16 protein-coding genes are annotated in these 13,252 nt (G+C 60.1%); all 16 read right to left on the reverse strand.

What is annotated here, in order from left to right; translation table 11 throughout:
* Positions 1–29: 29 nt before the first annotated feature.
* A complete protein-coding gene (hisS, locus tag CDO35_RS21120; RefSeq protein WP_099526560.1) occupies positions 30–1,316 on the reverse strand; it encodes a histidine--tRNA ligase in 1,287 nt (428 codons plus the stop codon).
* 20 nt (positions 1,317–1,336) lie between these two features.
* Positions 1,337–2,449, reverse strand: coding sequence for a flavodoxin-dependent (E)-4-hydroxy-3-methylbut-2-enyl-diphosphate synthase (gene ispG, locus CDO35_RS21125; protein ID WP_099526561.1), 1,113 nt, complete (start codon positions 2,447–2,449; stop codon positions 1,337–1,339).
* A gap of 3 nt (positions 2,450–2,452) precedes the next feature.
* Positions 2,453–3,433, reverse strand: coding sequence for a RodZ domain-containing protein (locus tag CDO35_RS21130; protein ID WP_099526562.1), 981 nt, complete (start codon positions 3,431–3,433; stop codon positions 2,453–2,455).
* The gene (gene pilW, locus CDO35_RS21135) at positions 3,430–4,191 is read right to left on the reverse strand and encodes a type IV pilus biogenesis/stability protein PilW (protein ID WP_099526563.1); all 762 of its coding nucleotides are present in this window, start codon (positions 4,189–4,191) and stop codon (positions 3,430–3,432) included. The genes CDO35_RS21130 and pilW overlap by 4 nt, the downstream gene beginning before the upstream one ends.
* Before the next feature lie 13 nt (positions 4,192–4,204).
* Positions 4,205–5,353 (reverse strand): dual-specificity RNA methyltransferase RlmN, encoded by a 1,149-nt coding sequence (rlmN, locus tag CDO35_RS21140; RefSeq protein WP_099526564.1) that lies wholly within the window; start codon positions 5,351–5,353, stop codon positions 4,205–4,207.
* Between the two features lie 26 nt (positions 5,354–5,379).
* On the reverse strand, positions 5,380–5,811 hold the full coding sequence (gene ndk, locus CDO35_RS21145) for a nucleoside-diphosphate kinase (protein ID WP_003459696.1): 432 nt from the start codon (positions 5,809–5,811) through the stop codon (positions 5,380–5,382).
* 101 nt (positions 5,812–5,912) lie between these two features.
* Positions 5,913–6,113 carry a Fe-S cluster assembly protein IscX gene (gene iscX, locus CDO35_RS21150; RefSeq protein ID WP_037001993.1) on the reverse strand — a complete coding sequence of 67 codons (201 nt, stop codon included), beginning with the start codon at positions 6,111–6,113 and terminating at the stop codon, positions 5,913–5,915.
* 16 nt (positions 6,114–6,129) lie between these two features.
* Positions 6,130–6,471: an ISC system 2Fe-2S type ferredoxin gene (gene fdx / locus CDO35_RS21155; protein WP_090336096.1), complete on the reverse strand. Its 342-nt coding sequence runs from the start codon at positions 6,469–6,471 to the stop codon at positions 6,130–6,132.
* A gap of 3 nt (positions 6,472–6,474) precedes the next feature.
* A complete protein-coding gene (gene hscA, locus CDO35_RS21160) occupies positions 6,475–8,340 on the reverse strand; it encodes a Fe-S protein assembly chaperone HscA (protein WP_099526565.1) in 1,866 nt (621 codons plus the stop codon).
* 45 nt (positions 8,341–8,385) lie between these two features.
* A complete protein-coding gene (hscB, locus tag CDO35_RS21165; protein ID WP_099526566.1) occupies positions 8,386–8,907 on the reverse strand; it encodes a co-chaperone HscB in 522 nt (173 codons plus the stop codon).
* A gap of 9 nt (positions 8,908–8,916) precedes the next feature.
* Positions 8,917–9,240 (reverse strand): iron-sulfur cluster assembly protein IscA, encoded by a 324-nt coding sequence (iscA, locus tag CDO35_RS21170; protein WP_090336089.1) that lies wholly within the window; start codon positions 9,238–9,240, stop codon positions 8,917–8,919.
* A 13-nt stretch (positions 9,241–9,253) separates the two neighbouring features.
* Positions 9,254–9,640, reverse strand: coding sequence for a Fe-S cluster assembly scaffold IscU (iscU, locus tag CDO35_RS21175; protein WP_017362576.1), 387 nt, complete (start codon positions 9,638–9,640; stop codon positions 9,254–9,256).
* Positions 9,641–9,714: 74 nt separating this feature from the next.
* A complete protein-coding gene (locus tag CDO35_RS21180; protein WP_099526567.1) occupies positions 9,715–10,929 on the reverse strand; it encodes an IscS subfamily cysteine desulfurase in 1,215 nt (404 codons plus the stop codon).
* 30 nt (positions 10,930–10,959) lie between these two features.
* Positions 10,960–11,451: a Fe-S cluster assembly transcriptional regulator IscR gene (iscR, locus tag CDO35_RS21185; RefSeq protein WP_075749285.1), complete on the reverse strand. Its 492-nt coding sequence runs from the start codon at positions 11,449–11,451 to the stop codon at positions 10,960–10,962.
* 136 nt (positions 11,452–11,587) lie between these two features.
* Positions 11,588–12,367, reverse strand: coding sequence for a serine O-acetyltransferase (gene cysE, locus CDO35_RS21190; RefSeq protein WP_099526568.1), 780 nt, complete (start codon positions 12,365–12,367; stop codon positions 11,588–11,590).
* Positions 12,360–13,139 (reverse strand): tRNA (cytosine(32)/uridine(32)-2'-O)-methyltransferase TrmJ, encoded by a 780-nt coding sequence (gene trmJ / locus CDO35_RS21195; protein WP_166432428.1) that lies wholly within the window; start codon positions 13,137–13,139, stop codon positions 12,360–12,362. Before trmJ ends, cysE begins: the two co-directional genes overlap by 8 nt.
* Between the last annotated feature and the right edge of the window lie 113 nt (positions 13,140–13,252).

Genomic DNA, 13,252 nt, shown 5'->3' on the forward strand with positions numbered 1-13,252 from the left:
TAACCCCGTACTCCTAATCGAGAACCTGCTCAGGCCTGCTGGCAGGCAGCCAGATGCTCAGCCAGAGCATCCCAGGCAACACTTTGTTGTTCACTGTCGTCGCGCAGCGGTTTGCAACCTACCACGCGCCCAGCCAATTCGTCGTCCCCCAGAATCAGCGCATAGCGTGCGCCGCTCTTGTCGGCCTTCTTGAACTGGCTCTTGAAACTGCCACCACCAGAGTTGAGCAACAGGCGCAGTCCCGGCAATTCGTCACGCAGACGCTCGACCAGTGTCAGCGCCGCCAGCTCGGCAGCATCGCCGAAGGCACAGATGTAAACATCGGCGGGGCGGTTGAGGTCAGCCGGTAGCAACTGCAGGGTTTCCAGCAGCAGCACCAGACGCTCGACCCCCATGGCGAAGCCGACGCCTGGCGTGGCCTTGCCACCCAACATGGAAACCAGGCCATCATAACGACCACCGGCGCACACAGTGCCCTGGGCACCGAGCTTGTCGGTGACCCACTCGAACACGGTGCGATTGTAGTAATCCAGACCGCGCACCAGTTTGTGATTGATCTGGTAGCGAATGCCGGCCGCATCCAGGCGCGCCTTGACGCCCTCGAAGTGCAGGCGCGATTCCTCATCGAGGTAATCGCCCAAGGTCGGTGCGCCTACCAGCGCGGCCTGGGTCGCCTCGTTCTTGCTGTCGAGGATACGCAGCGGGTTGGTGGTCAGGCGACGCTGGCTGTCTTCATCCAGCTGATCGAAACGCTCCTGCAAGTAGGCTACCAGTGCGTCGCGATAAGCCGCTCGCGCCTCACTGGAGCCCAGGCTGTTGAGCTGCAGGGTCACCGCGTCGGCCAGGCCGAGCTTTTTCCACAAACGCCAGGTGAGCACGATCAGCTCGGCGTCGACGTCCGGCCCCGGCAGGTTGAAAGCTTCCACGCCCACCTGATGGAACTGGCGATAGCGACCTTTCTGCGGCTTCTCGTAGCGGAACATGGGGCCGGCGTACCACAGTTTCTGCACCTGACCGCCGCCAGACAGCCCATGCTCGAGAACCGCACGCACGCAACCGGCAGTACCTTCGGGACGCAGGGTCAGGGATTCTTCGTTGCGATCAAGGAAGGTGTACATCTCCTTGTCGACCACGTCGGTGCCTTCACCGATACCGCGAGCGAACAGCTCGGTGTACTCGACGATAGGCAGGCGGATTTCCTTGTAGCCATAGCCATCGAGCAGGCTGACCAGGGTACTTTCCAGGTAGCGCCAGGCAGGCGTCTGCTCCGGCAGGATATCGTTCATGCCACGAATGGCTTGCAGGGACTTGCTCAAGTGTATTCCTTACGCACGGATCAGCCGCGCACGATCACGGCCGCATCGGCGGCGACCTTTTCGGCCGCCTTGTCGCGGATGAGCTTTTCCAGCTCGTCCACCAGGTTTTCGTTGGTCAGCTTCGAGGCGGGCTTGCCGTCGATATAGACCAGGTTGTTCGGGCTACCGCCGGTGAGGCCGATATGCGCCTCCTTGGCTTCGCCGGGCCCGTTGACCACGCAGCCGATCACGGCAACGTCCAGCGGTACCAGCAGGTCCTCGACACGCGTTTCCAGCTCGTTCATGGTCTTGACCACATCGAAGTTCTGCCGCGAACAGCTCGGACAGGCGATGAAGTTGATACCGCGGGAACGCAAACGCAGGGATTTGAGGATGTCGAAGCCGACCTTGATCTCTTCCACCGGATCGGCGGCCAGGGAGATACGGATGGTATCGCCAATACCGTCGGCCAACAGCATGCCCAGGCCGACTGCCGACTTGACCGTACCGGAACGCAGACCGCCCGCCTCGGTGATACCCAGGTGCAGCGGCTGCTCGATCTGCTTGGCCAGCAGGCGATAGGCTTCTACGGCCATGAAGACGTCGGAGGCCTTCACACTGACCTTGAAGTCGGGAAAATTCAGGCGATCGAGGTGTTCGACATGACGCAGCGCCGACTCCACCAGAGCTTCCGGGGTCGGCTCGCCATATTTCTTCTGCAGATCCTTTTCCAGCGAACCGGCATTAACGCCGATGCGAATCGGAATGCCCTTGTCACGGGCAGCCTCGACCACCGCCCTGACGCGATCCTCGCGACCGATGTTACCCGGGTTGATCCGTAGGCAATCGACGCCCAACTCGGCCACGCGAAGGGCGATCTGGTAATCGAAGTGGATGTCGGCCACCAGCGGAACACGCACCTGCTGCTTGATCCGGCCGAAGGCTTCGGCCGCATCCATATCCGGCACGGAGACGCGCACGATGTCAGCACCGGCATCTTCCAGGCGACGGATCTGAGCCACGGTCGCAGCCACATCGTTGGTGTCGGTATTGGTCATGCTCTGCACGGCGATCGGCGAATCGCCGCCCACCGGTACCGAGCCAACCCAGATCTTGCGCGATAGTCGGCGCTTGATCGGCGATTCGCAATGCATGCTTTACAACCCCAGTTTCAGGCGCGCGGTTTCGCCAGTCATGTGCGGTGCAACGTCCACGCTTTGGCCGTTGTAGGTGACCTGGGCGCCACGGGCAAAGCCCAGGCGCAGCTCCATCGGTGCTTTGCCAGTCAGTTCGATGCTTTCTCCACTGCGTTTGAGCGCGCTGAGCAGCACCTTGCCATCGGCATCGGTCACTTGTGTCCAGCAATCAGCAGTGAACTGCACGTTGAGCGCACCCTGCCCGGCTGGAACGGCAACGGGGGCGGCAGGCTCCGTGGCAGGCGCTGTTATATTGGCAACTGCTGGCTCATTCGCCACGGCGGTTGCCGGAGTTTCTGGCGCGCTTTCCGGCGCAACATCTGAAGCTGCAGGCTGTTCTGCGACCGAGGACCCTTCCGGTGCCTCACCCGGCTCGACTGGCAACAGCAGAGGGCTGCCCTGCTCGCCGCCCTGAGCATCGACTACCGCCTGATCTTCCGGCTCGGCAAGAGAATGCACCTGAGTGGTACCGTCGGCCCCCTCGACTTCTACATGTTCCAGGCCCAGGTCAGCCAGGCTGGCACCTGGGCGCCCCTGATCTTGCCACCAGACAAAACCGCCGCCGATCAACGCCAGCAACAACAGGAAACTCACCAGACGCAGGATGCTCTGCGAATAACGCACAGGCTCTTCGATACGACCAAGGGCATGCACACTGCTGCCGGTGGCATCGGTACCGGTGAACTGATCGAACTCCATCACCAGTCGGTTCTGGTCCATTTCGAGCAGCTTGGCGTAGGCACGGATATAGCCACGCGCAAAGGTGGTGCCCGGCAGCTTGTCGAAAGCGCCGGCTTCGATCTGGGCCAGACGTTGTGGCGTCAGGTTGAGCTGAGCAGCCACTTCGGCAACGCTCCAGCCTTTGATTTCCCTGGCCTGGCGCAGGGTTTCACCTGGATTTGTCGACATCGGCTGAGCCACTTCGCTATGTGCCGCGTTCATTGTTGCCCCGAAACAAATTGCTGATATTCCTGAGAGGCCGGATACAGACGACGCAACTGCAGGCCCAGGCTGGCGGCCTTGTCACGATCCTCGAATACATTGGCCAAGCGTACGCCGAGCAACAGGCTGCGCGCATTCTGTGGTGCCATTTCGCTGTAGCTGTCGTAGTAACGACGCGCCGGCACATATTCTTTGTCCTCATAGGACAGCACCGCCATCTCCAGCAACGCACGTGGCTGACGGCTACTCAAGCGCAAGGAACGCTGGAAATATTCCTTGGCTTGCTCGCGCTGACCGAGTTGCAGAGCGGTCAGCCCCAGGTTCTCGAACACTCGGGAGCGCTCCGGATAGAGATTGTCCTCAGTCGCTTTGAGATAAGTGCTCATGGCGTCCTGATAGCGCTTCTGCTCGAACAAAAAACCACCATAGTTGTTCAGCAGACGGGGATCCTTCGGTCGCTGGGCCAGCGCTTTGCGGAAATGCTCGTCGGCCAGCTTCGGTTCCATTTCTATTTGGAACGCCATAGCCAATGCGGCGTTGGCGTCGGCGCTGGAAGGGTCCAGATCGAGTGCACTTTTCAGTGGCACCTTGGCGCGCTGGGTATCGCCTTGCTGGATATAGGCGAGGCCCAGCTGAACATAGGCATCACGTGCCTCATCACGCCCTTTCGCCGTACGCATGGGGTCGACATCGCCCGTGGTCACACAACCAGCAAGCAGACTGACAACGAGCAATAACAGCGCAGGGCGCAGGGTCATAGGCATCCTCTCTTCAATTTCGATTGGCGGCAGTACGAGGCTCTTGCGCCTCGTTGCCCAGCTGGCGCACGGCGATGTAACGCTCGCTGCGCCGAGTACGATCCATGACCTGGCCAACCAACTGGCCGCAGGCCGCATCGATATCGTCACCACGCGTCGTGCGTACCGTGACGTTATGACCAGCCTTGTGCAACAGGTCCTGGAAGCGGCGCATGGCGTTATTGCTCGGCCGCTCGTACCCCGAGAAGGGGAAGGGATTAAACGGAATCAGGTTGATCTTGCAAGGTACATCGGCCAGAAGTGCGATCATCTGCTCAGCGTGCTCAGGCTGATCGTTGACGCCCTTGAGCAGGGTGTACTCGATGGTCAGCACACGCTTTTCGCCCAGTTTGGAGACGTAGCGCTTGCACGCTGCCAGAAGCATCTCCAGCGGGTACTTCTTGTTGATCGGTACCAGCTGATTACGCAGTTCGTCGTTGGGCGCGTGCAACGACAGCGCCAGAGACACGTCGATGACTTCGGCCAGCTTGTCGATCATCGGCACCACGCCAGAGGTGGACAGCGTCACTTTGCGCTTGGAGATGCCATAACCAAGGTCGTCCATCATGATCTGCATGGCAGAGACGACGTTATCGAAGTTCAGCAGCGGCTCGCCCATGCCCATCATCACCACGTTGGTGATGGCACGATCAATCTTCGCCGGCACGCTGCCGAAGGATTTGTTGGCGATCCATACCTGGCCGATGATCTCGGCGCTGGTCAGATCACTATTGAAGCCTTGTTTGCCGGTGGAGCAGAAGCTGCAATCCAGGGCACAACCGGCCTGGGACGAAACACAAAGCGTGCCGCGACCGTTCTGCGGGATATAAACGGTTTCCACACAGCTACCCGACGCCACACGCACCACCCACTTGCGCGTGCCATCGGCAGAAATATTTTCGCTGACCACTTCCGGGCCGCGAATCTCGGCAGAGGCCTCGAGCTTCTCGCGCAAGGCCTTGCCGACATTGGTCATGGCGGCGAAATCATCGACGCCAAAGTGGTGAATCCACTTCATTACCTGGCCGGCACGGAAGCGCTTCTCGCCGATGGACTCGAAGAACTGTTCCATTTCCGGCTGGGTCAGGCCCAGCAGGTTGATCTTGCCGGTGGTATTGGTCATGGCTTCACCCTCGCATCATTCGCCAATCAGCGAATGCGCGCGCACTGCTCGGTAGCGGAGAAGAAGTAAGCGATCTCGCGAGCAGCGGAGGCTTCGGAATCCGAACCGTGAACAGCGTTTTCGTCGATGGAAACGGCGAAGTCAGCACGGATGGTGCCGGCAGCGGCTTCTTTCGGGTTGGTGGCACCCATCAGCTCACGGTTCTTGGCAACGGCGTTTTCGCCTTCCAGAACCTGAACGATGACCGGACCGGAGGTCATGAAAGCAACCAGGTCCTTGAAGAAGCCACGCTCGCTGTGCTCAGCGTAGAAACCAGCGGCTTCGCGCTCGGACAGTTGCACCATCTTCGAAGCAACAACGCGCAGGCCGGCTTTTTCGAAACGGGTGGTGATCTCACCGATGACGTTCTTGGCAACGGCGTCAGGCTTGATGATGGAGAAAGTACGTTGAACAGCCATGTGAAGCTCCAGAAACTTTAGGGTTAAAGCGAAAAATTAAACCCGCGAATTATACGCGGGTTCCGGTTAAAAGCGTAGGGCGGGCGCCGTAAGCGCCTGTTTCAATCGAGTTCTTCGATCCAGGCGGCCTGTATCGCCTCCAGCACCTTCTCCCCCCCGCGCTGCGGGTCATCGGAGAACTGCGGCAAGGACACGACCCAACGGTGCAGATCGACGAAGTTCACGTAGCGCGGATCGACATCCGGCTTCTGCTCGCTCAACTCGATGGCAATATCCAGTACATCGGCCCATTTCAGACTCATGATCAAGCTTCCTGGATCAGTGCGGCGCTTCGGCTGCGTGGTTAAGCGAATATTTGGGAATCTCGACGGTGATATCTTCCTCACCAACGATAGCCTGGCAGGCCAGGCGCGACTGAGCCTCGAGCCCCCAGGCCTTGTCCAGATAATCCTCTTCCAACTCATCCGCCTCGTTCAGCGAATCGAAACCTTCGCGCACGATGCAGTGACAGGTGGTGCAGGCACACACACCGCCACAAGCGCTTTCCATCTCGATATGGTGCTCGTGCGCCAGCTCGAGGATGGAAACTCCAGGCTCAGCCTCTACCACCAGACCATCCGGGCAGAATCGCTCGTGAGGCAGAAAAATTACCTGCGGCATCAATTATTCCTCGATCTCATTCAGATTGCGCCCTGCCAGCGCGGCTTTTACCGTCGAATCCAGGCGGCGAGCCGCGAAAGCATCAGTGACCTGCGACAGCCGCTTGGTCTGCCGCTCGATCGCCAGGCCATCATTGCCCGCCAGCAAATCGCGTAACTCCTGCACCTGCAGCTCGATGACCTCGCGCTCCTCGGCATCCAGCAAACGCTCGCCATCGGCCTGCAGCGCCGCCTCGACGGCCTCGATCAGGCGCTGACCATCGACCTGTTGCTCACGCAGCACGCGGGCAGCCTTGTCGCCTCCAGCATTCTGGAAAGAGTCCTGCAGCATGCGTGCAATTTCGCCATCGGTTAGGCCATAAGACGGCTTGACCTGAATGCTCGCCTCAATCCCAGAACTCAGCTCACGCGCTGCGACACTAAGCAGGCCATCGGCATCGACCTGGAAGGTCACACGGATCTTCGCAGCCCCAGCCACCATCGGCGGAATACCACGCAACTCGAAACGTGCCAGGGAGCGGCAATCAGCGATCAGTTCGCGCTCACCCTGCAGCACGTGAATCATCATGGCCGTCTGGCCATCCTTGTAAGTGGTGAACTCCTGCGCACGCGCTACCGGGATAGTGGTGTTGCGCGGGATCACCTTCTCCATCAGCCCGCCCATGGTTTCCAGGCCGAGCGACAGAGGTATCACGTCCAGCAGGAGCAACTCCTCGCCGTCATCACGCTGATTGCCCGCCAGGGCGTCGGCCTGGATCGCAGCACCAATGGCCACCACCTGATCCGGATCGATATTGGTCAGCGGCGCCCGACCGAACAGTTCGCCGACGGCCTCACGTACACGCGGCACGCGGGTAGAGCCACCGACCATGACGACCGCACCAACCTCTTCCAGCTCGACGCCGGAATCACGCACAGCACGACGACAAGCCTTGAGACTGCGCGCCACCATCGGCTCGATCAGCGCCTCGAACTGCGTGCGCGACAACGAACCTCGCCACTCACCATGGCTCAGCTCGACGCTATCGGCATCCGTCAGTCCCTCTTTGGCCGCACAGGCGGCCTGCAGCAGGCTACGCTGGGTAGACGGATCGAGATCACTGGAAATACTGGCCTGCTGGATGATCCAGTCGGCTACGGCATGATCGAAGTCGTCACCGCCCAGCGCACTGTCGCCGCCGGTAGCCAAGACCTCGAACACACCGCCAGTCAGGCGCAGGATGGAAATATCGAAAGTGCCACCGCCGAGGTCATAAATAGCAACCACACCCTCGGCTTTCTGATCCAGACCATAGGCGACTGCAGCGGCAGTAGGCTCATTGAGCAGACGCAGAACGGTCAGGCCAGCCAGGCGCGCAGCATCCTTGGTGGCCTGACGCTGAGCGTCATCGAAATAAGCCGGAACGGTAATCACCGCACCGACCAACTCACCACCCAAGGTCTGCTCAGCGCGCAAGCGCAGGGTCTTTAGAATTTCTGCAGAGACTTCGACCGGGCTTTTCGCCCCCTGCACCGTCTCGATGAAGGGCATGTGCGACTCGCCCGCAGCGAAGCGATAAGGCATTTGCTCGCCGAGCTGATGCACGTCGGCGATACCCCGCCCCATCAGACGCTTGACCGACAGCACGGTATTGAGCGGATCGCTGGCGGCCGCCAGTTTGGCTGACTCGCCAACCTCGATGCTTCCAGCGTGGTAACGCACGGCAGACGGCAGGATGACCTTGCCATCATCGTCAGCCAGGGGCTCGGCCAGACCACTGCGCACAGCAGCGACCAAAGAGTTGGTGGTACCCAGGTCAATACCCACTGCCAGACGACGCTGGTGCGGTTGCGGGCTCTGCCCGGGCTCGGCGATCTGCAATAAGGCCATGGTCTTCTTGAAATCATCAGGCAGGCTGCCGGGGCAACCTACAGGTTAATCGTCGAGGCGCTCTTCTAACTGGCGCACTTCATGGGAGAGCTTGTCGAGGAACTGCATGCGGCGCATCAGACGCTCGGCCTCTTCACGGCGGGCCTCGTCATCCCAGCATGCAGCGAAGTGCTCGTTGAGCTGCTCCTGCGCCGCTTTCAGGCGACGCTTGAAGGTCGCGACACCGGCCAGATCAGCATCATCCTGCAGTTCCTCCAGCTCTTCGCGCAGCTGCATTTGCTGCAGGAGAAAATCAGGATCCTGTACCGTCACTTCCAGCGGCAACTCGGGGCCACGCATGGCCAGCAGGTAGCGCGCCCGCTGAGACGGAGTTTTCAGAACCTGATAAGCCTCGTTGAGGCAGGCCGAGCGCTCCAGCGCCAAACGCTGCTCACGCTCACCGGCATCGGCAAAGCGATCCGGATGAACCTGACGCGCCAGCTCACGGTAGCGAGCGGCCAGTTGCTCCATATCGAGACGAAAGCTCGGCTGCAGGTCGAACAGGGCGAAATGACAAGGATTACCCACGCGAGCGCCTCAAACGTTGAAGCTTTCGCCGCAACCGCATTCGCCGCGCACGTTAGGGTTAATGAACTTGAAGCCCTCGTTGAGGCCCTCCTTGACGAAGTCCAACTCGGTGCCATCGAGATAGACCAGGCTCTTGGGATCGATGATCACCTTGACGCCATGGCTCTCGAATACCTGATCCTCTGCCGCCAGCTCATCGACGAACTCGAGCACGTAGGCCAGGCCGGAGCAACCGGTAGTGCGCACCCCGAGGCGAATGCCCTCGCCCTTGCCGCGCCCATCAAGAGAGCGTTGCACGTGGCGGGCAGCTGCTTCAGACATGGTGATGGCCATTACAAACCTCGTATCAGAGCAAGCCTTTCTTCTGCTTGTAGTCGCGCACAGCAGCCTTGATGGCATCTTCAGCGAGTACAGAGCAGTGAATTTTCACTGGCGGCAGTGCCAGTTCTTCGGCGAGCTGGGTGTTCTTGATGCTTTCGGCCTCATCGAGAGTCTTGCCCTTCATCCACTCGGTCGCGAGGGAGCTGGAGGCGATAGCCGAGCCGCAGCCGTAGGTCTTGAACTTGGCGTCTTCGATCACGCCACTTTCGCTGACCTTGATCTGCAGGCGCATCACGTCGCCGCAGGCCGGCGCGCCGACCATGCCGGTACCAACGTCAGGATCTTCGGCGTTCAGCTTGCCGACGTTACGCGGATTTTCGTAGTGGTCGATGACCTTGTCACTGTAAGCCATGTTGTACTTCCTCTCTCATCAGGTGCCGCTCTCCGGCGAACCGCTGGAAACCAAGCGATTCGCCTCGGCAGCTTTTAGTGTGCTGCCCATTCCACGGAAGAAATGTCGACACCTTCTTTGAACATATCCCACAGGGGCGACAGTTCGCGCAGCTTGTCCACGGCCTCACGGACCTTGGCAGCGGCGTAGTCGACCTCTTCTTCGGTAGTGAAACGACCGAAGGTGAAGCGGATCGAGCTGTGTGCCAGTTCATCATTGCGGCCCAGGGCGCGCAGCACGTAGGACGGCTCCAGGGAAGCCGAGGTGCAAGCAGAACCGGACGATACAGCGAGATCCTTGAGCGCCATGATCAGCGACTCACCCTCGACGTAGTTGAAACTCAGATTGAGGTTGTGCGGCACGCGAGCGGTCAGACTGCCATTCACGTACAGCTCTTCCATATCTTCCAACTGGCGGTAGAAACGATCACGCAGAGCCGCGATACGCTGGTTCTCTGCCGCCATCTCTTCCTTGGCGATACGGAATGCTTCACCCATACCGACGCACTGGTGAGTGGCCAGAGTGCCCGAGCGCATACCGCGCTCGTGACCGCCGCCGTGAGTCTGCGCTTCCAGACGCACACGCGGTTTGCGGCGCACGTAAAGGGCACCGACGCCCTTGGGGCCGTAGGTCTTGTGCGCGGAGAAGGACATCAGATCGACCTTCATCTTTTCCAGATCGATTTCGACCTTGCCGGTGGACTGCGCAGCATCGACATGCAGCAGCACACCGCGCGAGCGGGTCAGCTCGCCGATGGCAGCGATGTCGTTGATGGTGCCGATTTCGTTGTTGACGTGCATGAGGGACACCAGGGTAGTGTCATCGCGCAGCACCGCCTCGACCATGGCTGGCGTAATCAGGCCGTCTTCGCCCGGTTCCAGATAGGTCACTTCGAAACCTTCACGCTCGAGTTGGCGAGTGGTATCCAGTACCGCCTTGTGCTCGATCTTCGAGGTGATGATGTGCTTGCCCTTGCTGGCATAGAAGTGCGCTACGCCCTTGATCGCCAGGTTGTCGGACTCGGTAGCACCGCTGGTCCAGACGATCTCACGCGGATCAGCATTGACCAGCTCGGCGACCTGGCGACGGGAATTTTCCACCGCTTCTTCGGCCTTCCAGCCGAACACATGGGAGCGCGAAGCCGGGTTGCCAAAGTTACCGTCGACCAGCAGGCATTCACTCATCTTCTGCGCAACACGCGGATCTACCGGCGTGGTGGCGGAATAATCGAGGTAAATGGGCAATTTCATTGGGTTTCTCCTATCAGGCAAACGCCCTGCTCAGTCGATGGCAGACGCTTCAATCTTATCCAGGCGCGGCGTCCTGCCATTGCAGCGGCGCTGATCCTGGCGCAACGCGACCTCTTGAACCTCACGGCGCGCAACCAAATCAGCCAGGCTGATGCCACTGAGGAACTCATGAATCTGCTGACTGAGATCGCACCACAGGTGATGGGTCAGACAGGTGTCGCCAGAGTGGCAATCACCTTGCCCCTGGCAACGCGTAGCATCTACCGACTCGTTGACCGCATCGATCACCTGAGCCACCTGAATGCCGCGCATGTCACGCGAAAGCTGATAGCCGCCACCCGGCCCGCGAACACTGGAAACCAGACTGCCACGGCGCAGCTTGGCGAACAGTTGCTCCAGATAAGACAGGGAGATGCCCTGCCGCTCGGATATATCGGCCAGGGAAACGGGACCGTGCTGTGCGTGCAGCGCCAGATCTAGCATGGCGGTAACGGCGTAACGGCCTTTGGTGGTCAGTCGCATGGCTCTACCACGAATCACTGAATTGCGACGAAGTATGCGATTCCCGAGTATTTAAGTCAACTATAAGACCGATTGATTTACTCAGGATTGGCCGCAAAAAGAGGCGGCATGATAGCAAATACCGCCCCTGCGCGCATCAGGCAGTAGGCTTGTCGCCCTGCCCCTTGCACACCTCGGCGAAGTCTTCGTCACGCAATGCAGGCAGCGCCTTGGCGCGGTAGTCACAATCCATCGAGTCCAGCGCCTTGTTGACATCCTCGAGCCGCCCGTCGACAGCATGCAGATGATCGAGCAACTGGCCGATGGCGCGCGCTACTGGGTCGGGCATGTCCTGACCGACACCATAAGCATCGAAACCGATCTTCTCGGCCATGGCCTGACGCTTGGCTTCCTGCTCGTCATCGGACTTGACGATGATCTTGCCGGGAATGCCGACCGCAGTCGCCCCCGCCGGCACCGCCTTGGTCACCACCGCATTGGAACCGATCTTGGCCCCGGCACCGACCGTGAACGGCCCCAGCACCTTGGCGCCAGCGCCAACCACAACACCATCTTCCAGAGTGGGATGGCGCTTGCCCTTGTTCCAACTGGTGCCACCCAGAGTCACGCCCTGATAGAGCGTAACGTCATTACCGATCTCGGCAGTCTCGCCGATGACGATGCCCATGCCATGATCGATGAAGAAGCGACGCCCGATCTTCGCCCCCGGATGAATCTCGATACCGGTCATCCAGCGCCCGAAGTTGGACACCACGCGCGCCAGCCACTTCCAGCCCGAACGCCACAATGCATGCGCCGCACGATGCAGCCACACCGCATGCAATCCCGGATAGCAGGTCACCACCTCGAAGGCATTGCGCGCCGCCGGGTCACGGTGAAAAACGCTCTGTATATCCTCTCGAATACGTTCAAACATCAGACTTCCCCTGCTTGTGAGGCTCTCCACGCACGGCCTTCTCTGTCTCGGTAAGGATGCCGCGCAGGATATTCATCTCCAACTTGCTCACCGCACTGCGCCCATAAAGCCGACGCAAGCGAGTCATCAGGTGCCGCGGCCTCTGCGGATCGAGAAAACCGATCATCACCAGAACGCGACGCAAATGTCCGTAGAAGGACTCCAGCTCATCTGCCGTCGCCGCCTGCGAATTGCGCATCGTCGTCGCCTCCAGCTTCTCCGCCTTGGTCGGCAGACTCGAAGCGGCCAACCAGGCCATACGCACTTCATAGGCCAGCACCTGCACCGCCGCCGCCAGGTTCAGCGAACTGAACTCAGGGTTGGACGGGATGTGCACGTGGTATTGACATCGCTGTAGTTCCTCGTTGGTCAAACCGGCGTATTCACGACCGAACACCAACGCCACTTCGCTACCAGCAGCAGCCTGCTCACAACTGGTCACGCCGCATTCACGCGGATCCAGCAGCGGCCAGGGAATACGCCGATCACGCGCACTGGTGCCAATCACCAGAGTGCAACCGACCAGCGCCTCTTCAAGACTAACAACGACCTGCGCAGCATCCAGCACGTCGGTCGCACCGGACGCGCGCGCCACCGCGCCGGCACTGGGAAAATCCTCCGGCTCGACCAGCACCAGGCGCGACAGGCCCATGTTTTTCATCGCCCGCGCAGCACCGCCGATATTGCCCGGATGACTGGTGCCCACCAAAACGACGCGAATATTGTCCAGCAACGCAGACACTCTCAGAAACGATTAGGGGCAACGATCTTACCCAAGCCCTTGTGTGATTGCCATGCGGGGTACAGACGGCGCTTCATCGACACCGGTTTTCTGCTAACATGGCC

Source organism: Pseudomonas sediminis (assembly GCF_002741105.1).
In the GTDB taxonomy this organism is placed as follows: Bacteria; Pseudomonadota; Gammaproteobacteria; order Pseudomonadales; family Pseudomonadaceae; genus Aquipseudomonas; species Aquipseudomonas sediminis.

Coding starts and splice junctions, on each gene's coding strand:
- ispG (WP_099526561.1), bottom strand. CDS start 2,449: ATGCATTGCGAATCGCCGATCAAGCGCCGACTATCGCGCAAGATCTGG.
- CDO35_RS21130 (WP_099526562.1), bottom strand. CDS start 3,433: ATGAACGCGGCACATAGCGAAGTGGCTCAGCCGATGTCGACAAATCCA.
- pilW (WP_099526563.1), bottom strand. CDS start 4,191: ATGACCCTGCGCCCTGCGCTGTTATTGCTCGTTGTCAGTCTGCTTGCT.
- rlmN (WP_099526564.1), bottom strand. CDS start 5,353: ATGACCAATACCACCGGCAAGATCAACCTGCTGGGCCTGACCCAGCCG.
- ndk (WP_003459696.1), bottom strand. CDS start 5,811: ATGGCTGTTCAACGTACTTTCTCCATCATCAAGCCTGACGCCGTTGCC.
- iscX (WP_037001993.1), bottom strand. CDS start 6,113: ATGAGTCTGAAATGGGCCGATGTACTGGATATTGCCATCGAGTTGAGC.
- fdx (WP_090336096.1), bottom strand. CDS start 6,471: ATGCCGCAGGTAATTTTTCTGCCTCACGAGCGATTCTGCCCGGATGGT.
- hscA (WP_099526565.1), bottom strand. CDS start 8,340: ATGGCCTTATTGCAGATCGCCGAGCCCGGGCAGAGCCCGCAACCGCAC.
- iscA (WP_090336089.1), bottom strand. CDS start 9,240: ATGGCCATCACCATGTCTGAAGCAGCTGCCCGCCACGTGCAACGCTCT.
- iscU (WP_017362576.1), bottom strand. CDS start 9,640: ATGGCTTACAGTGACAAGGTCATCGACCACTACGAAAATCCGCGTAAC.
- CDO35_RS21180 (WP_099526567.1), bottom strand. CDS start 10,929: ATGAAATTGCCCATTTACCTCGATTATTCCGCCACCACGCCGGTAGAT.
- iscR (WP_075749285.1), bottom strand. CDS start 11,451: ATGCGACTGACCACCAAAGGCCGTTACGCCGTTACCGCCATGCTAGAT.
- cysE (WP_099526568.1), bottom strand. CDS start 12,367: ATGTTTGAACGTATTCGAGAGGATATACAGAGCGTTTTTCACCGTGAC.